This is a genomic window from Rothia sp. CCM 9419, assembly GCF_048512815.1.
Lineage (GTDB): Bacteria > Actinomycetota > Actinomycetes > Actinomycetales > Micrococcaceae > Rothia.
This window is the reverse complement of record NZ_JBLXXY010000005.1, coordinates 57,082-79,056: the sequence shown is the minus strand read 5'-3', so window position 1 is coordinate 79,056 and position 21,975 is coordinate 57,082. Positions and strand designations below refer to the sequence as shown.

Genomic DNA, 21,975 nt, shown 5'->3' with positions numbered 1-21,975 from the left:
ACCATGACTGTTGATGCTCGTACAAATATAGATGATCTTGCCCGTTTTGTTGCTGCTTCACCAACTAGCTTCCATGCCGTTGAACAAGTTGCCTCACGCCTTAAAAAAGCTGGTTTCTGCGAACTCTCAGAGCAAGAAACCTGGCCAGAAAACACTGCAACAGGGCGATTCTTCGTCATCAGAGATGGCGCCATCATTGCTTGGGCTGGCGGACAAAAGACACAACGTAGCCAATACCGTATTCTAGGCGCTCACACAGACTCACCTAGCTTCAAAGTTAAGCCGCAGTCTTCGGTGTCAACACTAGGTTGGAACCAAGTCGGCGTTGAAGTCTACGGTGGTGCACTTCTGAACTCTTGGCTTGATAGGGAACTCCGTCTAGCTGGACGTCTAACCGTCAAAGACGGTTCCTCCATCCGAAATGTTCTCGTCTCAACCGGTGCGATGGCACGTATTCCACAGCTAGCCATACACCTTGATAGAGACGTTAACCAAGGACTGCAACTCAACAAACAACAGAACCTTTACCCCGTATGGGGAACCGACAAAACCGAGAATGATGTCCTCGGCTACCTCGTAGAACACGGCACAGAGGAAGACATCGCTACAGAAGATATCCTTGGCTACGATTTACTTTTTGCTGACTACCAACACCCTGAAACCTTTGGTGCCAACAAAGAACTCCTTGCATCTGGACGTTTAGATAACCTATCTTCTGTGCATGCAGGATTATGCGCACTCGAACGTTACGTAACCGCTGGGTACGACGAAACAGCTGAACATACCGTCATGCTGGCAGCGTTTGACCATGAAGAAATCGGTTCAGAAACACGTTCTGGTGCTGCGGGCCCCTTCTTAGAGGACGTCATTAAACGTATTTCACAGACACGTGAAGAAACTCAGGAAGAATATCTGCGCTCTATCGCAAACTCAGTGTGTCTATCTTCTGACGCTGGGCATCTCGTCCACCCGAACTATAGCGGACATCACGACACTCAGGTGCGACCTCAACCAGGGCACGGGCCACTTCTCAAAATCAATGCTAACCAACGGTATGCAACAGACTCCATCGGTGCCGGTATTTTCGCGTTAGCTTGCCGTCACGCAGAAGTGCCTTATCAGGAATTTGTTTCGAATAATAATGTTCCTTGTGGAAGCACTATCGGGCCTATTACGGCAACCCGTCTAGGTATCCGAACCATCGACGTGGGAATTGGCTTGCTCTCTATGCATTCTGCTCGAGAAATGTGCCATATAGATGATATGGCATATATGACACGAGCTATTGAAGGGTTCTATACTCTTCCAACTCTCTAACTCACACTGACCAGTTACGCCCGCATCATAGCTATTAGTTGTGCGGGCGTAACTTTTGCCCAGAGCGTTCTTCAATCAAATGTGCAAGATACGGCCACTGCCCAAACCCGTCAGGCGTATCTAAATGGCCTCCATCTTTGACGAACTCTAAAGTTGTTCCCCAACGTTGGGCAAACTCTTTGGAGCGTTCGATGGTGGTGTTGGGGTCATTGGTTGAAGCAATGATATGGAGAGGTAAGGGGAGTTTCCCGCTAGGTAATGGTGATTGGGCTTTAATGTCGGGGTATAGGGTTGCAGATTCTACATCGGCAGGAGCGACAAGGATACCGCCAAGGACAGGGGCACTATGGGTTTCTTGCCCGTATTCTTCTGCCCATTGGGCGATAAGTGCACCACCACAGCTATGACCAACGAGGAATAACGGCTCTGCGATATGAGTGATGGTGTGGTGAAGTCGTTGTAACCACTGTTCTCGGATAGGGTGCGCCCAGTCGTCTTGTTCTACTGTGATGAAGTCTTGGTACGTTTCTGAGAGCCACCGGCTCCAGTGCCCCGGTATGCAGTTCATATATCCGGGAACGAGTAGAAATTTCATCATTATTCTTCCGACAGCCAGTAATACGGGACCAGTATTTTAGAGATGACGTGATGTAATCACTAACGGTTTAACACCATTCTATGAAACCAGATTTTTCTGATGTGTACAGAGCGGTTCTTTTTATGTTCATATCGTTGTAGATTAAATAAAAATTAAGTTTTGTTGAGTTTGAGCCATTATTTTGCTGGTGGAGTGGGTGTTCTGATTGTCGTTTAAAAGCTGGCTGGTTCGGTCTGGTGTTGTGCTCTGTATTAGTTCTTTAGCGTGCGGGTGTTCGACAATTCTTCCTTCACCACCATCGGCATCTTCTACTGCTGTTAGTTCTTCGTCGCTGACTGATACTAATGAGTCTGGTCTGACGGTAGAGGAACAAAAGAAAGTTGATGCTGGTGAGTATGTTGCGGCTTCTGTGAAGCATCGTGCGTTTAATGTGCCGAAGCCTGTTTTTCCTGAGGCTGCTCGTGAAGAGACTTTAGAAGGTGCTGAGGCTTTTATCCGGTATTGGGTTGATTTGCGTAATTATGCTTCGAGTACGGGGGATGTGGATGATATTTCTCGTATTACTGCGCCGGATAGCGACAGAGAGCAAGAGTTTTATAAGAATATTTCAAATATATATGAGAATAATCAGTGGTTATCCCAATATGAAATGAAAGTTGATTTTGAAGATAATGATTTTGTTTTGGGTGAGGATGGTTTCTATCGTTTCTTAGTGAGGCCTTCTGTTAGTGCTTCTAAATATTGTGATATTAGCGGTGAATGTAAAGATGAGAAAGGTGATATTTTTCAAGGAAAACCTGGTGTGATTGCTTTATATTATGACCAGAGTCAATGGACCTTTGTTGCGTTGTTAGGTGTAGAAGGCATTAACTATGAAGAATAACGAAACCTTGTCAATATAAGGGTCTAGGTAGACAACATTATCTAACACCTACCAAATAAAAAGAATCGTTTTATAACCAATCTTTACGCTTAAACAACCCCCACAAAAACATGGATATACCAAACATTAGTGCAAGAGAAAACGGGTAACCATACTTCCAATGAAGCTCTGGCATGTTATCAAAGTTCATGCCGTAGATAGCTCCGATAATCGTTGGAGCAACAAGAATTGCCGCCCACGCTGAGATTCTCTTCATATCATCGTTTTGTCGTTCTGCGACAAGGGTACTATTGACCTCTAAAGCGTTTTGTAACGAGTTGCGTAAATCGTCAAGACGTTCATTGACAAGAATGGCGTGGTCGTGCACATCTCGGAAACGGCGAAGAATTTCTAACTGTTCTTCAGAATCATCACGGTATCGGAGCATTCTGAGCCTGCCCATTAACAGGTCAAGAATTGTTGTCATAGGTTTACATGCACGTTTAAAGTCTGCAACCTCGTTGAGTAGTTCATAAATACGTTGTGAGATTTTAGAAGAATCTACATCTTCACGTGAGAAGAGACTGTCTTCAATTTCGTCACCATCATTCTCTAAACCATCAATAACAGGGGTGTAACCATCAACTACGGCGTCAAGAATGAGGTGCATCATGTCCCATGAGCTGTCTTGCCCACCCATTTGCCCTGCAATTTGAGCGAAGAGCTGACGAATATCCTGCTCTTCTCGTAGGTAGTCTTTGATGATACTGACAAGAAAATTTGGCCCCATGAATAAGTGAATTTCACCGAGTCGAATCTCTTCTTCACGGTCACGGTACACTGCCGGTCGTAACACCAAAAAATAGCTGTCGCCATAACGGTCAATTTTGGCTCGTTGATGACCTTCCATCGAGTCTTCTACTGCGAGCTCATTCATCCCAAATTTTTCAACGAGACTTCGCATCTCTTCAACGCTGGGATCTCTCATTCCAATAAACGCTACAGACTCTGGCTGCTCACGTAATAATGAATGCGTGTTCTCTAAAGAATCGCTACTAGTTGAAGAACCGTCGGGCAGGTTGATGGTGTTGACGAGAATAGGCATAGCAACAATCGTAAAGCTTCTGTAGATATTGTTTTGGAGTGATACGCTAGTTTGTCGGTGTTTTTGCCGACAGTTACTCCTCTGATAGAAAGAAAAGATGCAAGAGAACGTTCTTCGTATGCCCGGCATGGTTCCTATTCTTGCCACCTTTGCTGCCGTGATGAGTAGCTTATCAATACTTCTTCCGGCGTCTCCTGCATGGGTTACTGCTGGAGGTGCTGGTGCTTCTGGGGCGGGCTTAGTAACAGCAACGCTCATGGGTGTTACTGTTCTGACTCAGCTGGTTGCTGTGCGCAGAATGTTGACCTATATCGGCTGGCCCGTCACAGTGTGTGCAGGCACTTTATTCATGGGACTCCCTTCACCATTACAGGCTCTTAGCTCAGACCTATGGGTGGTTCTTTTAAGTTCTGCTTTGCGCGGTATTGGTTTTGGTATTGTGACGGTGTGCGGCTCAACAGCGTTGTCTATCCTGATTCCTAGTCACCGTCGAGGGACTGCTGTTGGCTTATATGGTTTAGCTGCCGCTATTCCGCAAGTTATTTTTACTCCTCTTGCGCCGTGGCTTATTGAGGTTCTTGGGTACGGTTTTGTGCTCAGCAGTGGACTCATCGCGGTTGCGGGTGCACCTTTTGCATGGAAGTTAGGTCGTCTGGTAGAGGAGCATACTTCTGCTGAGCCTTCTGTAGAAGGTGTTGATGGTCTTGGTTCAGTGATTCTTAGAATTTGGCCGGCTCTTTTGACCTTGACGTTAATTACTGCCGCTGGCGGAGCATTCTTTACGTTTGCAACTGAACTGGGATATACGCCGGCACTGGCAACATTGGCGTTGTTATGTTTGACGGCGGTGGGGGTTCCAACCCGTTTATACGGTGGTTCTTTGACTGACCGTTGGGGAACACGTATTTTGATGACCCCTATTTTGGGTGCTTCTTCGGTGGGTATTGCTGGTATCGGTATTTCTGCAGGCATGGAAGAAGGTTCTTCTCGTGCCACAGTTTTTATTGTCTCCACCGTTATTTTAGGTATTGGTTATGGGTTCTTACAGAGTGTTTCTATGGTGCGTGCCTTGGCAGATGCTGGGGCTAAAAATGGTGCTGGTGCGGCTGTGCTATGGAACTCAAACTTTGATATTGGTACGGGGTTAGGCGGTTTAGCTGTTGGTGCGATGGCACAAGTAGCTGGTTTCCCCGTTGCTTGGTGGATTTGGGCGGTACTCGTCTTAGCTGGTGCAGTGGTGATGGGACTTGGTGATATGAAGAGTTCCGGTTCGCGTCGTTCATAAGGTCGTTGTTAATATGCCAAAGGGTGGCGTGTTGTTCCGTGAGAAATGGGGAACAGCACACCACCCTTTGACATAGTGGACGGAATATTAGTCGTTGTCGATAAGATCTCGGACGACGATGGTGTTATCGCGGTCGGGTCCAACACCGATGGCAGAGATACGGCAACCAGAAATTTCTTCAAGTTTTTCGACGTATTTGCGGGCGTTCTCGGGGAGGTCTTCGAGGGTTTTTGCTCCGGTGATGTCTTCATTCCAGCCATCAAAATATTCGAAAATGGGTTTTGCGTGGTGGAATTCAGATTGTGTCATGGGCATTTCGTCGTGGCGTACTCCGTCGACGTCGTAGGCGACGCAGACAGGAATTTTTTCGAGACCGGTAAGCACATCCAATTTGGTGATGAACAAATCGGTAAACCCGTTAATGCGCACAGCTTGGCGTGCGAGAACGGCATCGTACCAGCCGCAACGGCGAGGCCGTCCGGTGTTAACACCGAATTCTCCGCCGGTGGTTCGGAGGAAGTCTCCCATCTCGTCAAAGAGCTCGGTGGGGAAGGGGCCCGCACCCACACGAGTAGTGTAGGCCTTTTGAATTCCGATAACTCGTGAAATGCGAGTGGGCCCGACTCCTGAACCGACTGATGCTCCGCCGGCGGTGGGGTTTGAGGAGGTGACGAAGGGGTATGTTCCGTGGTCTACGTCGAGGAAGGTCGCTTGTCCACCTTCCATGAGGAGGGTTTTACCTTCGTCGAGTGCGTTGTTGAGTAGTTGGGTGGATTCAACAATCATGGGCTTGAGCCGGTCTGCGTATTGCATGAAGTAATCAACGATTTCTTCAACTTCTACGTGTCGGCGGTTGTAGACCTTGACGAGGAGTTCATTTTTTTGGCGGAGTGCGCCTTCAACTTTTTGACGCAGGATGGATTCGTCGAGGATGTCTTGTACGCGGATGCCGAGGCGTCCTACTTTATCCATATAGGTGGGGCCGATTCCTCGTCCGGTGGTGCCGATGGCTCGTTTGCCGAGGAAGCGTTCGGTTACCTTGTCCATGGTCTGGTGGTAGGGGGCAACGAGGTGTGCATTTGCGGAGATTCTGAGTTTTGAGGTGTCTGCTCCGCGCGCTTCGAGTCCGTCAATTTCTTCGAAGAGTGCTTCGGGGTTGATGACGACGCCGTTTCCGATGACGGGGGTTGCGTTTTCAGAGAGGATACCGGCGGGTAGGAGTTTTAGCTCGAATTTCTGACCGTTAACGACGACGGTGTGTCCGGCGTTGTTTCCTCCATTGGGTTTGACGACGTAGTCGACTCTTCCGCCGAGGAGGTCAGTTGCTTTACCTTTACCTTCGTCGCCCCATTGAGCGCCGACGATAACTATTGCTGGCATATTGGGTCATGCTCCTTTGAGTGCTTCACCGTTCGGATTTCACGAACAGTGCGGTGTGTGCTGTCCATAGCGTAGTGGCGTTGTGTTTCTCAAAGTGTTTTGAGGGTTGTTAGCTTTTTGATACGGCTCAGAAAACACACCATGTACTAGAATACAGTGATTTATTCGGCTGGCTATAGCTTTGTGGTGCGACTGTGTGTATTCGGTGGTGGCGTGTTAGTCAGTTTGCTTCTGATGGTGTTTGTTTTGGGTGGTGTTGGCATGAGGTCATTTCTACCCAAAATTCCATATTGTGGAATTACTAGGCGTTTTAATAGGCAATTAACTGTTTCTTACTTGACCTGCACCGTAATGCTAGGGAACATGAGTGTTACGTGTCACTCGCGTAATGTTGAATTCACAGGAGTTTTCTATGAAAAACCACCCTTTCGGTAGGAAAGTGGCTCGCTCATGTATAGCTACTGTTGCCGGAGTCAGCATGGCAGTATCCATGCTCCCCGGCGCACAGGCAGTTATTACTGAGTCCAATAGCCAACCGCCTATCACTAACTTGAAGGATGCAGCAAACGAAGTTTTGTCTGAATCCATGAAAAAAGCTGAAGGAAAAATTGCAGCTTTTGTTCAGTTCAAAGGCCAAGGCGCATTCGAACTAACACAGCCCGCTGAAGTTCTCAACGGCGATAAAGCACCGGTAGAAGCTAAAGGTCGCGTGCAGTCAATTGCCTCTGCCGTTGAATCTCAAGGGCAATCTGTCGCTCAGAACTCTGACGCAACATTGCTTTACACCACTCATAACACTGTTCGTGGTGCAGCTATTCTTGGTGACGCTGAAGCTATTCGACAGCTTGCAAAACGTAAAGACGTTGAGCGCATTACTCCTATTACCCAGAAATTCCCTGCAAACTCTGTTTCTGACGTAGACACTAAAGCACTGGCTTCATGGGTTAACACCGGAAAAACAGGTAAAGATGTCACCATCGCTGTGATTGATACCGGTATTGACTACACCCACACTGATTTTGGTGGACCTGGTACTGAGGAAGCGTACCAAAAAGCAAAGAACGCAACATCTTTGCCTTCTAGCCGTTCTGGTTTGTATAACCCTCAAAAATTTGTGGGTGGATATGACTTCGCTGGTGACGACTACGATGCTTCATCCCCAGCAACTAGCATCCCTAAACCAGATAACAACCCTATCGACTGTAAAGCAGCTGGACACGGAACCCACGTAGCAGGTACTGCTGCCGGTTACGGTGTTAACGCTGATGGTGAAACCTTCCAAGGCGATTACAACAAGCTCACTGCAGACGAAGTTCACAACATGCAAATTGGCCCTGGTTCTGCACCAGAAGCAAAACTTGTTGGTCTACGCGTCTTTGGCTGTGAAGGTAGCACCAACCTCACAGGGCAAGCTCTTGACCGTGTTCTTGACCCAAATGGTGACGGTAACTTTGACGACATGGCACAAGTTGTCAACATGTCTCTAGGTTCTGATTACGGCCCCATCGACGACCCCGAAAATGCAATTGTTGAAGCACTAACCCGCGCTGGTGTGCTCTCTGTTATTGCAGCTGGAAACTCCGACGACGTATACGCTATTGGTGGTAACCCCGGAAACGCTCCAAGCTCATTGACCGTAGCAAACTCTGTAGGGTCTATCGCTCACGGAGATAAGATTGTCGCTACGGTAGGTTCTTCCGAACCAATGGATCTCATCGGTGATTACAGCGTAAACTTCGATTACGATGCAGCTGACCCTGATGAATTGATGGGCGAGGTCGTTATGGCTCCCGCCGATAATCGTTTTGGTTGCAACCCGTTCAACGGCGTAGATTTTGCTGGTAAATGGGTTTGGATTGACTGGGAAGATGAGCCAGGCTCCTTCCCCTGTGGTTCTGCAACACGTTTCAACAATATTGAAGCTGCTGGCGGTAAGGGCGTTGTTCTCGCTGGTGCTGTAGAAGCAGAAAATGCTGGCATCGCTGGTAACCGCACTATCCCCGGCGTACGTTTGAACAAGTCTAGTGCAGCGAAAGTTCGCGATGCGGCTGCAGCAGGAACTCTCAAAATTCAGGTTAATCCTGAATGGCGTGGCGCTATGCAGTTCGAATCTGGCAACTTTGACACTTTGAACACAAGCTCCTCCCGTGGCGACCACGGAAGCTACGGAAACGTTAAACCAGATGTTGCTGCACCTGGTACGAGCATTGTCTCTGCTGGTGTTGGCCTCGGAAATGGTTCACTGACCATGAGTGGTACATCTATGGCGACCCCTCACGTTGCAGGTATTGCTGCTTTGGTGATGGAAGCTCACAAAGATTACACTCCTGCTGAGGTTAAGAGCACTATCATGAACACCGCTACTCATGATGTTCGTGATAGCGAAGGAAACATTTACTCTGTTGAACGTACCGGTAGCGGCCGTGTTGACGCTCTTGCTGCTGTTAATAACAACGTTTTGGTTTATAACACCGATTCACCTCAGCAGGTTTCTGTATCCTTCGGTGTTGTTGAGATTACTGATGACACCGCAACTTTTGCACGTAAGCTCACCGTCGAAAATAAATCTGACGCTCAGCGCACGTTCGAAGTTTCTTATGAGCCAAGCGTTGATATGCCCGGTGTTGAGTTCACATACCCATCGTCTGTCACCGTTGGTGCAGGTCAAAAGACTGACATCGTCATCACCGCTCACATTGACCGTGACAGCATGGAAAAAACTTTCGACAAGGCAACTGTTGAAAAACAGCTTGGAGAATATGCTCGCCAGTTCATCGCTTCTGATTCTGGACGTCTTGACCTACATGATGCGCACTCGAAGCTTCGTGTACCACTACACATTGCTCCTAAGCCTTCTTCTACCTTGAAGGTTGATGGCGAGAACATCGACTTTGGTCGTTCTCTTAACAAGGAACTTTCTCTGAGCGGTAAGAACCTTGATTTGAACGGTTACCGTGCTGGTCTTGGCGCTTTTGAACTTGGCTACAGCAGTGGACGTATCCACACCGGTGACCTCAACGGCCCAACGATGCAGTCTGCAGACTTGCAGTACATTGGTACATCCTCTAACCTTCCACAAATCCTCGCTGAGGGTGGAGACACAAGCCAAGCAATGCTAGGTATTGGAATCTCTACATGGGGAACTTGGGATTCGTTGACTCCTTCTGACGCATCATTTGAAGTTTCCATTGACACCAATGGTGACGGTACCACCGATTACACCGCGTACACCTTCATGGCGAAGGGCCTTGACTACCCGCTAGTAGCACTTCGTGGACCTAATGAAGCAGGCGCAATTGATGTCCTTGACATCCAGCCCGTAAACGGCGCATTCGGTGACCTCGATACGAATACCATGGACAGCAATACTCTTGTCTTGCCCATCAGTTTGGCAGCATTGGGTATTGACGGTTCTGCTCCGGTAACTATCAATTACCAGGTTACGGCTATGAGCAAGTACCTCAGCAGTGTTGATCCTGAAACAGGAGATAGCACCCCTGTTGAGGTGAGCGATGTGATTACCTACAACCCTGTAGCACCTGAGCTATGGTTTAGCTCTGAAGATTACCTCACCCCTGTTCTTTTTGAGGCGGGAGATAAACTTCAGGCACACCGTAACGGAACTAACGAGGACGTTAAAGCTCTCTTCATCTTCACCCACAACGCAACCGGTAACCTCTCCGGTATTAAGAAGGGTGTTCATGGAGACCGTACGCAGGTTCTCGCAGTATCTGCAGAAGAGCCCATTAACGCTTATGACCCTCACTTCACGGACGTAGATCCAAGCCACCCCTTCTATGAAGAAATTTCATGGTTGGCGCAACGCGGTATTACTCGTGGTTGGCCAGATGGCACCTTCCGTCCTTTCACTCCTGTGAATCGTGACCAGATGGCAGCGTTCTTCTACCGCATGGCAGGATCCCCTCAGTACACTGCACCAAGTGTTTCCCCCTTCAAAGACGTTCCTACGGACTACGTCTTCTACAAGGAGATTGCATGGATGCATGAACAGGGCATTACTCGTGGTTGGCCAGATGGCACCTTCCGCCCCATGACTCCTGTGAACCGTGACCAGATGGCAGCGTTCTTCTACCGCATGGCAGGATCCCCAGAGTACACTGCACCAAGCGTTTCTGCTTTCAGTGACCTCTCCACGGATTACATCTTCTACAAGGAGATTGCATGGATGGAAGAACAAGGCATTACTCGCGGCTGGCCAGATGGCACCTTCCGTGCCCTCTCACCAGTGAATCGTGACCAGATGGCAGCGTTTATCTACCGTTACGATCGTGGAGTTCTCTCCGGACGCTAAAACAATCTGTGGAATATCATTCCACTAGATGACAAGAGTCCTTGTTGGTGGCGCTTATATGCGCCACCAACAAGGACTCTTTTGCTTAAGGAATATTTAGGAGAATTAGTAGAACTGGTTACAGAAATTATTTAAGAACACGAATCTGTAGAGGATACTCATAGATAGTGCCTCGGTGAGCGGCAAGAGCACCAATGGTATGGAAAATCAGCAGCATCAAAGAGGTAATTATTAATGTAATGAGCAACATAAAAATGGCTATTCCGAAGGTGAGAAATGACAGAATAATTGCCACAATATTGATGCTTATCAGTGTGAGATTGAAGTTAAAAGCGCGGGCTGCAGATGCTGAAGCGAACCCATAGTCTGGTTTGTCTTGATAGATAAACCAGATGATAAGAGGAGAAAAGATACTGAGAGTGCCGGCAGAGAGAAAAAGAAAAATAATAGGAAGAACATGCGATAAAACGGCAATGCTTCGTTCTTTATCGCTGATTTTTACACCTGAAGCATTATAAAAATTCCCTGAACTGTGTGGCGCCTGATGCGCGTAGTTGCCATAAAAATCCATGGGTGCTGTTGTGTCGGTTGGAGGGGCCGACTCGGAGGAGTGCTGGTTGCTCATAGTGTTGCTCTTTCTCATGAGAATCTGAGAGTTTTCAATGATAACCATGGTAGCTATCTCATCATGAGGGTGGGGGGAGCTGCAGAATAAATCATCCTTTAGGAGGATAAACCCCTATGGTTGGGATAGGCGCACGAGTACGATAGGGACTATGCGCGATATACAAGCAAAAATTATTGAACAGATGGGCGTCAAACCCAGCATTAACCCTGCAGAAGAGATTCGCCAACGAGTGCAATTTCTTTGTGATTACCTCAAAGCAAGTCATACTCGGGGCTTTGTCTTAGGTATTAGCGGTGGCGTAGATTCTACCCTTGCTGGAAGACTATGCCAGCTCGCTGTCGAAAAACTAGCAGAAGAAGGAACTCCCGCAGAATTTATTGCGGTACGACTTCCATATAAGGTGCAATTTGATGAAGCTGATGCTCAACAAGCCTTAGAGTTTATTCAACCTCAGCAGAGCATCACCTACAATATTGCTCCCGCAGTAGATGGCTTTACTCAAGAGTTTGCTCATGCGTTAGGGGAGAACTCCTCCGATTTTAATAAGGGAAATATCAAGGCTCGCTCACGCATGATCGCCCAATATGCTCTCGCCGGCCAGAAAAATCTTTTAGTAGTTGGAACAGACCATGCCGCCGAATCTATCACGGGATTTTTCACAAAGTTTGGTGACGGCGGCGCTGATATCCTTCCTTTATACGGTCTGAATAAACGTCAGAACCGCGAATTACTTAAAGAATTAGGTGCACAGAAGCGTCTGTGGGAGAAAGTACCCACTGCAGATTTGCTCGACGGAGTGCCTGGACGTGCCGACGAAGATGAACTCGGACTAAGCTACGACGATATTGATGACTACCTTGAAGGAAAAACGGTCTCTGACGCTGTAGCACAGAACCTTGAACAGCGTTTTATGCGCACTCGTCATAAGAGAACTATCCCTGTCACGATCTTTGATACGTGGTACCAAGATTAGTTAAGGCTAGCCGCGTCGAAGGCAGAACATCATCATAACGTCAAGGAGGTGGGGTTGCTCAGTAGTATTTTCAGCAACTCCACCTTTCTTGATGGGCAGGGAATAATTTTCTAGATTGTACTGTTTGACATATCAGATGATTGTTACCCTCATCTATGCGAAAACCCTCCATTGAACACAAGGACAGCTGTGGGACAATTACACCACGAAACACACTCTACTCATCAGCTCAAGAATGCTATTGAGTTTCGTAACGTCACCAAAAAATACGGTGAGGTTACCGCCATTAACAATCTCAATTTAAGTATTCCTGAAGGAAAAATCACGGTTTTTGTTGGCCCCTCTGGCTGTGGAAAAACTACATCATTGCGCATGATTAACCGCATGATTGAGCCAACCCAAGGAGAGATTCTTGTTCATGGCGAACCAAACCACAGTATCCGTGACTATCAGCTACGTCGTTCTATGGGATATGTGTTGCAACAGGCAGGGCTGATGCCTCATCGAACTATTGTCGATAACATTGCAACAGTTCCGCGCCTTAACGGTATGCGTCGTTCGCTTGCTCGCACAAAAGCGTGTGAACTCATGGACACGGTGGGCTTAGACCGTTCTTTAGCGAAAAGATACCCTTCAGAACTCTCTGGCGGTCAAGCGCAACGCGTTGGTGTTGCTCGTGCATTAGCAAATGATTCTTCCATCCTTTTGATGGACGAACCGTTTTCTGCTGTAGATCCGGTGGTGCGTAAAGATCTTCAAGATGAGTTATTGAGGCTTCAAAAGACCTTGAATAGAACCATCATCTTTGTAACGCATGATATTGATGAGGCAATTCTTCTTGGCGATTATATTGCTGTGTTTTCTGCAGGGGAGTTAGCGCAAGTTGGTTCTCCAGAGGAAATTCTTCGCGAACCAGCTAATGATTTTGTGGCTTCCTTTATTGGGCGTGACCGTGGCATGCGACGGTTAACCTTCGCCTCAGGAGAGGGGCTCAAAGTGTACCCTCTCGATAGTCTCAACACCCCATGGCGGCGGTGGAAACTTAACGTTGAGGACGGAAAACCCGCCGGATGGTTTATCGACAACAGACTTGTTGCAGGCGGTTCGCTGTATCGTGAAGGTGGTAACTTACGTGACGCTTTAGATTCTGTTCTTTCTTCACCTTCAGGTTGGGGCGTCGTTGTTGATGATGAAGGCTACGTTAAAGGTCTTCTAAACTCTGATGATGTTCTTGACGCTACAGAGGCAGAACGCCACCGACGCTATGGGGTGAGTGTGTGAGCTGGCTGATTTCTAACAGCACTTATGTGTTACACCTGCTAGTCTTACATCTTCTTCAATCGGTGATTCCGGTTATTGCCGGAACTCTTATAGCTATTCCTTTAGCTCGTCTTGCTTTAGGTCGTCGTCGAGATGGACGTTCCACAGAAAAGAGCACTCGTTGGGGGAAGGTTCGACGTTCATCGGTCGTCAACTTTGCTGCGTTACTATATACCATTCCTTCTCTTGCACTTTTTGTGGTGATGCCGTTGATTTTGGGCACTTCTATCACATCAATGCTTAACGTCTACGTGACATTGACGTTATACGTTATCGCGATGATGGTGCGTTCGGCTGTCGATGCTTTTGAATCAGTGTCTCCGATAACCCTTGAAGCTGCTACTGCTGTGGGTTATCGTCCTATATCTCGTTTCTGGTTCGTAGAATTACCACTTGCTATTCCGGTGATGATGGCTGGTTTACGTGTTGCTTTAGTATCAAATATTTCCATGGTTTCGGTGGGAGCTATTATCGGTATTCAGTCTTTAGGAACGCTATTTACCGACGGTTTACGTCGTGACTTACCAGCTGAAATTTGGACAGGAATTATTGGAACTCTTCTTTTGGCTCTTGTCTTGGACCGTTTATTAGCTAGCGCAGGCGCATTGCTGACACGGTGGAGGAAGCTATGAATATTTTTGATAAAACGTGGGCATGGTTTACTGCTGAGGGTGCGTGGACAGCTCCTGGCGGTATTTGGCAGCGCATCATTGAGCACCTGAGCTATTCGGGGATTATTCTGCTTATTGCTGCGATTATCGCCATACCGTTAGGTTTGTGGGTCGGTCATACCGGTAAGGGAGAGTCTCTTATCGTTGGGATAACTGGCGCTTTACGTTCTTTGCCGACTCTTGGTTTGTTGACGTTATTTGCATTGTGGCTTGGTATTGGTTTTACTGCTCCGGCGTTGGCTCTGATTCTTCTTGCGTTGGCTCCTCTACTGGCGGGAACCTATGCCGGTATTTCTTCTGTGGACGCTACAACAGTGGACGCTGCTCGTGCCCAAGGTCTTACAGAATGGCAGATTCTGTGGCGGGTTGAGGTGCCACTGGCATTACCCGTAATTTTTGGTGGTATTCGTAACGCCACGTTGCAGGTAATCGCTACGGTTACGGTGATGGCTTATATCAATCTTGGCGGGTTAGGGCGATACCTCATTGATGGTTTAGCTGTTCGAGATTACACCCGTATGGTTGCCGCCGTAGTTCTTGTTGCTGCTTTAGCGTTTCTTGTCGATATTCTGTTGAGCTTGGTGCAACGGCTCGTTACTTCTTCTCATATTCGTTAGGACTTTGTTGATATGACTTCTTCTCTTTCTCGCCGAAAAATATTTGGTCTTGCTGGTGTGGGTGTTACCTCGTTGGCGCTTTCTTCGTGCGGGCTTTCTGGAAATACTGCTTTTGGTACTGCTAGCCCATCTGAGACTATTGTGGTCGGTTCAGCAGATTTTACAGAGTCTCAGATTATTGCTCAGATTTATGCAAGTGCCCTTAACCTTCGTGGACTATCGGCTCAGACACAACCAGCAATTGGTGCACGTGAGGCGTACCTTGGTGCTTTAGAAGAAGGAACTATCAGTGTTGTTCCCGACTATTCGGGTAACCTTCTTTTATATTTTGATGCTCAAACGTCTGCAACATCTCCAGAAGAGATACTTCAAGCGTTGCCTAAGGCTTTGCCTTCTTCTTTAGCCGTTTTACAGGCTTCGCCGGCAGAAGATAAAGATACTCTGGTGGTAACAGAGCAGACCGCTCAAAAATATGGGATTCGTTCTCTTGCTGACCTCGCTCAACATCAAGATCAGCTCTCGATTGGTGCTCCTCCAGAGTTCTCTGAACGTTCTTATGGGTTAGCTGGTATGAAAGAAAAATATGGTTTCACTCCCGCCTCGTTTAACCCTATTAACGATGGTGGTGGTCCGTTAACCGTTCAAGCGTTATTAGATAATCAAGTGCAGGTTGCTAATATTTTTTCCACCGATCCGGCAATTGCTCAGAATAATTTTGTGGTTCTTGATGACCCCAAAAATAATTTCTTAGCTCAACAAGTGATACCCGTTATTAACGCTCAACATGTTTCGTACGCTGCAGCGCAAGTTCTTGATGAAGTGTCTGCACTGTTGACGACGGACGACTTAATTCATCTGAATAGTCGAGTCTCTGGGCAGGAGAAAGCAAACCCTTCACAAGTGGCTCAAGAGTGGGTGGAAGAACACTTCTCCTCGAAGAAGAACGATTAGTGTTCTTTATCTGCTGAGTGCGAGTAAAGAAGCACGAGAGCTTGATAGGGTTCAAGAGTAATTGTTGATTGGGTAAGCTGTGGTTCTTCTTCACGGTTATTGAGTAGTATCTGCGCGTGAGAGAACTCTTCAGGTACGCTAATGGTGCTGTTTTTGCCGTAGAAATTGGTGAGTACAAGCATACGATGTTTGTGATCTTCACGGAAGAATGCGTAAATGTCTGGGTGCTCTAATTGATAGGGGGCATACGTTCCGCAGGCAATAACCGCGTATTGTTTACGCAGTTGAATGAGCTTCCGATAATAGGGAAGGATTCTTCCATCACGTTCTTCTTGAGCAACATTAATCTGCTGTGCGTGGGTGGGCATGAGCCACGGTTGCACGTCGCTAAAACCACCATAGGTGCTGTGATCCCACGCCATAGGTACGCGTGAGTTATCTCTTGCCTTGGTACGAACAATGTTGAAGGCTTCCACGTCGCTGAGTCCTTGTTCTCGTAGGCTCTGATAGGCGTGGTGTGCTTCAACATCTACATATTGGTTTATCTGGGAGTATGTTGGATCGACCATTCCGATTTCTTCACCTTGGTAGATATAAGGTGTGCCTCGAAGCATGTGCGTTACGGTCGCTAACATAGTGGCAGATTCTTGGCGGTACTGTTGTGCATCACCAAAACGGTTGAGTGCTCTGGGCTGGTCATGGTTGTTGAAGAAGAGAGCATTCCAGCCCCCACCATCTTGCATGCGAAGAGCCCACTCGTTGAGAGTTTCTTTGAGCAACGCAAAATCAAAACGAGTGTTAGTCCACTTTTGTCCTTTGTCGTAGTCCACTTTGAGGTGGTGGAAGCTAAAGACCATCGATAATTCGTCTCGGCTAGGTTTGGTGTACCCAATAGAATGTTCGATGGTTGTTGAGGACATTTCACCTACGGTGATGACGTTTTGATATGCTCCGAAAGTTTTTTGATGTAGCTCTTTGACCCATGAATGAACGTGTGGGGTATCGGTGTAGAGTGTCTTATCCACGACACCAGCTGGTGCGTCGCAGAGCTGTTTATCTTTGCCGATGACGTTGAGTACGTCAAAGCGTAATCCTCGTACTCCTTTGCTGAGCCAAAAGTTGACGATGTTAAAGAGTTCTTCACGCACATTAGGGTTGTGCCAGTTGAGGTCTGCTTGGGTTTTATCATAGAGGTGCAGATAGTAGAGACCGGTTTTTCCAAAGGGTTCCCATGCTGGTCCACCAAATTTAGATTCCCAGTTGGTCGGTAGCGAACCGTCTTGTTGTGGTGCTTGGATGTAAAAGTAGTCGTGGTATTTTTTCTCTCCAGCGAGTGCTTTTTGAAACCACGGGTGTTCAGTTGATACGTGGTTGAGCACCATATCAAACATGACGTCAATATTGTGTGCTTTGAGTTTTTGGATGAGTTCTTCAACATCGTCCATGGTGCCCATGTTTGGGTCGATATTGTAGTAGTCGGAGATGTCGTATCCGTTATCGTGTTGTGGGGAGACGAAGAACGGGTTAAACCACACCATATCGATTCCTAATGACGCGATATAGGGTATTTTTTCGATAATTCCGCGGATATCTCCGATACCGTCGCCGTTACTATCGTAAAAAGATTTTGGGTATATCTGATAGATGGTGCGTTCTGTCCACGGCATAGTTAGTGGTATGGCGAGGGTCGCCTACTCCTTAGCGGTTAGTGGTGGAATCGTTGTCGGCGTGCAAAGTCTTGGTACACAAATTTATCGGCACGGTGGCGTGATTCGGTGAATTGGAATGTTGTGGTGTCTTCAAGGCTTGTGACCGTTGTGGTAACACCGACGTATTCTCCGGCGGCTAGGTTCAGGCGTTCGCGGTCGTCAATGGTTGCCGGTTCGATTTTGATTTGTTTACTGGCATAAGAGATAGCAAGCCCTAATGTGTCTTCAAGGTAGGTGAAGAGGGATTCTTCTGCAACGTTGCGCGGAATGCTCGGCACTACCGAACACAGAATATAGTTTCGGTCAATAATGGAGGGTTCCCCATCAATATAGTGCACGGTTTCGAGGTAGTGATAGGGGCCGGCGGGGAATGATGGGGTAATAGACTCAAAGATATGTGGAGGGTGGTGTACTTTTTCGCCGCACGATATAACTTTGCTAGAGAAGCTAAAACCGCTGATATTCGCAAGTTCTTGGTAACTGGCGATAAAGGATACTGGAAGCGCATATTGGGGTCGGTTAATGACGATAGACCCTTTACCCATAACTTTTTGAATGTATCCTCGGTTGGTCAATAACGCTAAGGCTTTACGGGCGGTTTCGCGTGAAACGCCGTAATGTTCTGTGAGCTGTTTTTCGCTGGGTAGGAGGGAGCCTACCGAGTAGGTGCCGTTATCAATCTTTGTTGACAGGTCTTGATAAACGCGCTCATATTTTCCCATCGATTACCTCTTCATGGTGTGTATGCGTCAAAAACTGCTACTGGCACTCACATTAAAAGGTGGGAAGGGCATAGCTATGAGTGCTTGGCAGTACAGCACAAGTCTAGGGGCGCTTTATAAGAGTGTCTATGTGTTAACAAAGCGTTACGCATTTTGGGGAACATGAGATTTTTTGACGTATTTTTTTCATTTTAACGCAATATTATGCTATAGGTACGGACAACTGGAGAGGTGCTGTATCCTCAACACATACTGGAAGACAAAATTGGCGCAGCAATATTCTCGGAATATGAATACTTCACGGGTAGAAATTGAATGAGGACCTAGAAGCAGGCGTACACTTGAGGACAGTCACCACAGAACATAAGGAAGAATAGTTATGCCGGAATTACGTTCACGTACTTCGACTCACGGTCGTAACATGGCTGGAGCGCGCGCACTATGGCGAGCTACCGGAATGGGCGACGAAGACTTCGGAAAACCAATTATTGCTATCGCAAACTCCTTCACACAATTCGTTCCAGGGCATGTCCACCTCAAAAATATGGGACAACTCGTCGCCGGAGCTATCGAAGAAGCCGGCGCTGTCGCAAAAGAGTTCAACACTATTGCTGTAGATGATGGAATTGCCATGGGACATGATGGAATGCTCTATTCCCTTCCCTCACGAGACCTCATCGCAGACTCCGTAGAATACATGGTTAACGCGCACCGAGCAGATGCCCTTGTCTGTATCTCTAACTGCGACAAAATCACCCCCGGAATGCTCCTTGCAGCAATGCGCCTGAACATCCCTACAATTTTTGTCTCCGGCGGACCGATGGAATCAGGCGAAGGAATCGAAGACATCGTAGAACACCGTCTCGATCTCGTCGATGCTATGGTCATGGCTGTTGACGAATCAGTCTCCGATGAAGCTCTCGCCCAAATCGAAAAGAATGCTTGCCCCACCTGCGGGTCTTGTGCCGGTATGTTTACCGCAAACTCCATGAACTGCCTCAACGAAGCCATCGGACTAGCATTACCCGGTAACGGCACCACTCTTGCGACTCAAATTGCTCGTAAAGAGCTCTTCCTCAACGCCGGAAAAACCATCGTCGAACTCACCAAACGCTACTATGAACAAGACGATGACTCCGTTCTACCGCGCTCTATTGCCACCAAAGAAGCTTTCGAAAACGCTATGGCATTAGACGTTGCTATGGGTGGTTCAACCAACACCGTCTTGCATATTCTTGCTATTGCCCACGAAGCAGAAGTGGACTTCACCCTCGACGATATTGACGCTATCTCACGGCGTGTCCCGTGCTTAGCAAAAGTAGCCCCAAACTCCACCAAATACCATATTGAGCATGTTCACCGTGCTGGAGGAATTCCTGCTCTCTTAGGTGAGCTCTATCGTGCTGGGTTACTGAACACCGATGTTCATTCTGTTCATTCTGACTCTCTAGAACAATGGCTTAACACATGGGATATTCGTTCAGGAAAAGCAAGTGAACAAGCGCAAGAACTTTTCAAAGCTGCACCTGGTGGTGTCCGCACAACAGTAGCGTTTTCTACCGCAAATCAATACGAATCTCTTGAGTACGATGCGCAGAACGGGTGTATTCGCTCTGTTGAACACGCGTACACCAAAGACGGTGGACTTGCTGTACTACGTGGCAATATCGCCCAAGATGGAGCCATTATCAAATCTGCTGGCATTGATGAAGAACTTTTCCACTTTATTGGTAGAGCCTTTGTCGTTGAATCTCAGGATGAAGCAGTACGAGAAATTCTTTCAAAGAATGTTCAAGCCGGCGATATCGTGGTCATTCAATATGAAGGCCCTAAGGGCGGCCCCGGTATGCAAGAAATGCTCTACCCCACCTCGTATCTTAAAGGTCTTGGATTAGGAAAAACCTGTGCCCTTATCACAGATGGAAGATTCTCTGGCGGCACATCGGGTATCTCTATCGGACATGTTTCTCCTGAAGCTGCAGCAGGTGGAGCGATTGGGCTAGTGGAAACAGGCGACGAAATTGAGATTGACGTTTCTCGTCGCATTTTGCGTGTTAATCTTTCGGACGAGGTTCTTGAACAGCGTCGCGCTCGCAAGGGTGCTGTTCCGTGGAAGCCTTCAAAACTGCGAGAGCGTCGCGTATCAAAGGCGCTTCGCGCCTATGGCATGATGGCTGCTTCTGCTGATAAGGGTGGTGTGCGTATTCTTCCGCCGGAGTATAGTGACGAGACTTCTGTCTAAAAAATATTTTTAGCTCAACATAAAGGGGTGGGGTGGCACAGACATAATATCTGTGCCACCCCACCCTTGCTCTCTGTTCTTTCATCGTTGAAAGGGACAGATGAGTGTTGAGCTTTTAGAAGTCGTAAACGCTGACCTGTAGGGGCTCTGCGAGATATTCTTCCCACTCACCAACAGCGGTGGTGAAGTGTTCTTTGCCCATGTGCTCTTTGAGTGCGTCATGAGATTCCCAGCGTTCGATGAATGCGTATTCGCCTTCGGTGCCTTCTTCTGAGAGAGTTCCAAAATCGTAGCTGACGAGTCCGTTATCGTTGGAGCGTGTTGCTTCTACGAGGGCTTGTGCAGATTTTTCGAAGGCTTCGATAGATTCTGCTTTGATGGATACTTTGGCAAAAACACCAATCATGGTTTTGCTCCTAACATGAGAATGGTTGGGATGTGGCTCATATTATGTGGTGTATTTAGAGCCTAACAGTAGTTAGGACGCTGTGGGAAGCTCATAGATAGTAATTTGCATGGGAGATGCAAGAAGGTGCTGGCATTGTTGGTCAGCTTTTTTGAAGTGCTCAGTATCCATATGAGTTTCGAGGTCTTCGATGGATTCCCAACGTTCGATAAACGCGTATTCGCGGTGTTCTGCTGGTTGTTCGTCGGTGGTGAGCGACCCAAAGTTATAGCTGACCATACCTTGTTCTTTTTGAGCTTTGTCAACAAGGTGCTGTGCTATTTTTTCAAATTCTTGGGCATAGCGGGTTTTGATGATTGCTTGTGCGTACACGCCGATCATGATGCTCCTTAGGTATATGGGTGTTTTGGTTCCTTGTGTGTGGGGTATCAACCTATCACCGCTTGAGGCTGATGACGAGGGGTGTATCAGCACGTGGGACATTCCATGATAGCTGTCTGAGGATGTTCTGTCTTTTTGCCCTTGGAGAGAAAAAGTGTTGATTCGTTCACATAGAAAAGATATAAAAGATATATATGGGATAACTGTTTTGAAAGAACGTTAGGGGTAGAAATATGGTTATATACTCTGTCGTATCTAAGGTACAAGTTGCTGCTCTAGATTTTCATAAGAGCAGTTTATGCGACGTTCTTTTCGCAGTTTTTTAGGTCTTCATCGTGCGTACGCGCCTGTTGTGAGTACACGCGCAGTGCTGAGGAAATAGCTGATAGACATGACGCAGCTAGGTGTAGATGGTAACAGCACATGACGATAGCGTGATGTCTCAACCACCTGATGAGAAATCTCAATAGTGAGAGTGTATCTGCTGGTACCCACC

At 47.4% G+C, this 21,975-nt stretch carries 18 protein-coding genes; 10 read left to right on the top strand and 8 right to left on the bottom strand.

Annotation, left to right across the window (positions count from 1 at the left end):
• Nucleotides 1-3 precede the first annotated feature (3 nt).
• Nucleotides 4-1,317: a M18 family aminopeptidase gene (locus tag ACN08W_RS05780; protein WP_419109012.1), complete on the top strand. Its 1,314-nt coding sequence runs from the start codon at nt 4-6 to the stop codon at nt 1,315-1,317.
• 34 nt (nt 1,318-1,351) lie between these two features.
• Here the strand turns inward: ACN08W_RS05780 and ACN08W_RS05775 are convergent, their stop codons facing one another.
• Entirely contained in the window at nt 1,352-1,912 is a 561-nt protein-coding gene (locus ACN08W_RS05775; RefSeq protein ID WP_419109011.1) for an RBBP9/YdeN family alpha/beta hydrolase, read from the bottom strand.
• A gap of 244 nt (nt 1,913-2,156) precedes the next feature.
• Here ACN08W_RS05775 and ACN08W_RS05770 point away from each other — a divergent pair, with 244 nt between their 5' ends.
• On the top strand, nt 2,157-2,798 hold the full coding sequence (locus ACN08W_RS05770; protein WP_419109010.1) for a DUF6318 family protein: 642 nt from the start codon (nt 2,157-2,159) through the stop codon (nt 2,796-2,798).
• A gap of 70 nt (nt 2,799-2,868) precedes the next feature.
• Here ACN08W_RS05770 and ACN08W_RS05765 read toward each other — a convergent pair whose 3' ends face one another.
• Nucleotides 2,869-3,882: a magnesium and cobalt transport protein CorA gene (locus ACN08W_RS05765; protein WP_419102279.1), complete on the bottom strand. Its 1,014-nt coding sequence runs from the start codon at nt 3,880-3,882 to the stop codon at nt 2,869-2,871.
• Nucleotides 3,883-3,979: 97 nt separating this feature from the next.
• Between ACN08W_RS05765 and ACN08W_RS05760 the strand changes: the two genes are divergently transcribed.
• Entirely contained in the window at nt 3,980-5,167 is a 1,188-nt protein-coding gene (locus ACN08W_RS05760) for an MFS transporter (protein ID WP_419109009.1), read from the top strand.
• Nucleotides 5,168-5,254: 87 nt separating this feature from the next.
• Here the strand turns inward: ACN08W_RS05760 and ACN08W_RS05755 are convergent, their stop codons facing one another.
• A complete protein-coding gene (locus ACN08W_RS05755; RefSeq protein WP_419109008.1) occupies nt 5,255-6,547 on the bottom strand; it encodes an adenylosuccinate synthase in 1,293 nt (430 codons plus the stop codon).
• Between the two features lie 412 nt (nt 6,548-6,959).
• On the opposite strand from ACN08W_RS05755, the gene ACN08W_RS05750 reads away from it, so the two are divergent.
• Nucleotides 6,960-10,859, top strand: a complete 3,900-nt coding sequence (locus ACN08W_RS05750) for a S8 family serine peptidase (protein WP_419107109.1) — start codon at nt 6,960-6,962, stop codon at nt 10,857-10,859.
• 127 nt (nt 10,860-10,986) lie between these two features.
• On the opposite strand, the gene ACN08W_RS05745 is transcribed toward ACN08W_RS05750, so the two are convergent.
• Nucleotides 10,987-11,484, bottom strand: coding sequence for a DUF4870 domain-containing protein (locus ACN08W_RS05745; protein ID WP_419109007.1), 498 nt, complete (start codon nt 11,482-11,484; stop codon nt 10,987-10,989).
• Nucleotides 11,485-11,635: 151 nt separating this feature from the next.
• Here ACN08W_RS05745 and nadE point away from each other — a divergent pair, with 151 nt between their 5' ends.
• The 5 genes from nadE (at nt 11,636) to ACN08W_RS05720 (ending at nt 16,019) form a co-directional block, all read left to right on the top strand.
• Complete coding sequence (nadE, locus tag ACN08W_RS05740) at nt 11,636-12,460, top strand: ammonia-dependent NAD(+) synthetase (protein WP_419103991.1); 825 nt, start codon at nt 11,636-11,638, stop codon at nt 12,458-12,460.
• Nucleotides 12,461-12,649: 189 nt separating this feature from the next.
• A complete protein-coding gene (locus ACN08W_RS05735) occupies nt 12,650-13,741 on the top strand; it encodes an ABC transporter ATP-binding protein (RefSeq protein WP_419109006.1) in 1,092 nt (363 codons plus the stop codon).
• Complete coding sequence (locus ACN08W_RS05730; protein WP_419109005.1) at nt 13,738-14,412, top strand: ABC transporter permease; 675 nt, start codon at nt 13,738-13,740, stop codon at nt 14,410-14,412. The genes ACN08W_RS05735 and ACN08W_RS05730 overlap by 4 nt, the downstream gene beginning before the upstream one ends.
• Entirely contained in the window at nt 14,409-15,068 is a 660-nt protein-coding gene (locus ACN08W_RS05725) for an ABC transporter permease (RefSeq protein ID WP_419103994.1), read from the top strand. The genes ACN08W_RS05730 and ACN08W_RS05725 overlap by 4 nt, the downstream gene beginning before the upstream one ends.
• 12 nt (nt 15,069-15,080) lie before the next feature.
• The gene (locus ACN08W_RS05720) at nt 15,081-16,019 is read left to right on the top strand and encodes an ABC transporter substrate-binding protein (protein WP_419103995.1); all 939 of its coding nucleotides are present in this window, start codon (nt 15,081-15,083) and stop codon (nt 16,017-16,019) included.
• Here ACN08W_RS05720 and treC read toward each other — a convergent pair.
• Both treC and treR read right to left on the bottom strand, forming a co-directional pair.
• On the bottom strand, nt 16,016-17,686 hold the full coding sequence (gene treC / locus ACN08W_RS05715; protein ID WP_419109004.1) for an alpha,alpha-phosphotrehalase: 1,671 nt from the start codon (nt 17,684-17,686) through the stop codon (nt 16,016-16,018). The two genes, ACN08W_RS05720 and treC, sit on opposite strands and share 4 nt — an antisense overlap.
• A 38-nt stretch (nt 17,687-17,724) precedes the next feature.
• Complete coding sequence (gene treR, locus ACN08W_RS05710; protein ID WP_419103997.1) at nt 17,725-18,450, bottom strand: trehalose operon repressor; 726 nt, start codon at nt 18,448-18,450, stop codon at nt 17,725-17,727.
• 379 nt (nt 18,451-18,829) lie between these two features.
• Here treR and ilvD point away from each other — a divergent pair, with 379 nt between their 5' ends.
• Nucleotides 18,830-20,692, top strand: a complete 1,863-nt coding sequence (gene ilvD, locus ACN08W_RS05705) for a dihydroxy-acid dehydratase (RefSeq protein ID WP_419107105.1) — start codon at nt 18,830-18,832, stop codon at nt 20,690-20,692.
• A 115-nt stretch (nt 20,693-20,807) separates the two neighbouring features.
• Here ilvD and ACN08W_RS05700 read toward each other — a convergent pair whose 3' ends face one another.
• Both ACN08W_RS05700 and ACN08W_RS05695 read right to left on the bottom strand, forming a co-directional pair.
• Nucleotides 20,808-21,098: a putative quinol monooxygenase gene (locus ACN08W_RS05700; protein ID WP_419109003.1), complete on the bottom strand. Its 291-nt coding sequence runs from the start codon at nt 21,096-21,098 to the stop codon at nt 20,808-20,810.
• 72 nt (nt 21,099-21,170) lie between these two features.
• Nucleotides 21,171-21,479 (bottom strand): putative quinol monooxygenase, encoded by a 309-nt coding sequence (locus tag ACN08W_RS05695; RefSeq protein WP_419107103.1) that lies wholly within the window; start codon nt 21,477-21,479, stop codon nt 21,171-21,173.
• Nucleotides 21,480-21,975: the final 496 nt, after the last annotated feature.

Excerpts from the sequence above, each read along its gene's own strand:
- ACN08W_RS05780 (WP_419109012.1), top strand. The coding sequence starts at position 4 with ATGACTGTTGATGCTCGTACAAATATAGATGATCTTGCCCGTTTTGTT.
- ACN08W_RS05775 (WP_419109011.1), bottom strand. The coding sequence starts at position 1,912 with ATGAAATTTCTACTCGTTCCCGGATATATGAACTGCATACCGGGGCAC.
- ACN08W_RS05765 (WP_419102279.1), bottom strand. The coding sequence starts at position 3,882 with ATGCCTATTCTCGTCAACACCATCAACCTGCCCGACGGTTCTTCAACT.
- ACN08W_RS05760 (WP_419109009.1), top strand. The coding sequence starts at position 3,980 with ATGCAAGAGAACGTTCTTCGTATGCCCGGCATGGTTCCTATTCTTGCC.
- ACN08W_RS05755 (WP_419109008.1), bottom strand. The coding sequence starts at position 6,547 with ATGCCAGCAATAGTTATCGTCGGCGCTCAATGGGGCGACGAAGGTAAA.
- ACN08W_RS05750 (WP_419107109.1), top strand. The coding sequence starts at position 6,960 with ATGAAAAACCACCCTTTCGGTAGGAAAGTGGCTCGCTCATGTATAGCT.
- ACN08W_RS05745 (WP_419109007.1), bottom strand. The coding sequence starts at position 11,484 with ATGAGCAACCAGCACTCCTCCGAGTCGGCCCCTCCAACCGACACAACA.
- nadE (WP_419103991.1), top strand. The coding sequence starts at position 11,636 with ATGCGCGATATACAAGCAAAAATTATTGAACAGATGGGCGTCAAACCC.
- ACN08W_RS05725 (WP_419103994.1), top strand. The coding sequence starts at position 14,409 with ATGAATATTTTTGATAAAACGTGGGCATGGTTTACTGCTGAGGGTGCG.
- ACN08W_RS05720 (WP_419103995.1), top strand. The coding sequence starts at position 15,081 with ATGACTTCTTCTCTTTCTCGCCGAAAAATATTTGGTCTTGCTGGTGTG.
- treC (WP_419109004.1), bottom strand. The coding sequence starts at position 17,686 with ATGCCGTGGACAGAACGCACCATCTATCAGATATACCCAAAATCTTTT.
- treR (WP_419103997.1), bottom strand. The coding sequence starts at position 18,450 with ATGGGAAAATATGAGCGCGTTTATCAAGACCTGTCAACAAAGATTGAT.
- ilvD (WP_419107105.1), top strand. The coding sequence starts at position 18,830 with ATGCCGGAATTACGTTCACGTACTTCGACTCACGGTCGTAACATGGCT.
- ACN08W_RS05700 (WP_419109003.1), bottom strand. The coding sequence starts at position 21,098 with ATGATTGGTGTTTTTGCCAAAGTATCCATCAAAGCAGAATCTATCGAA.
- ACN08W_RS05695 (WP_419107103.1), bottom strand. The coding sequence starts at position 21,479 with ATGATCGGCGTGTACGCACAAGCAATCATCAAAACCCGCTATGCCCAA.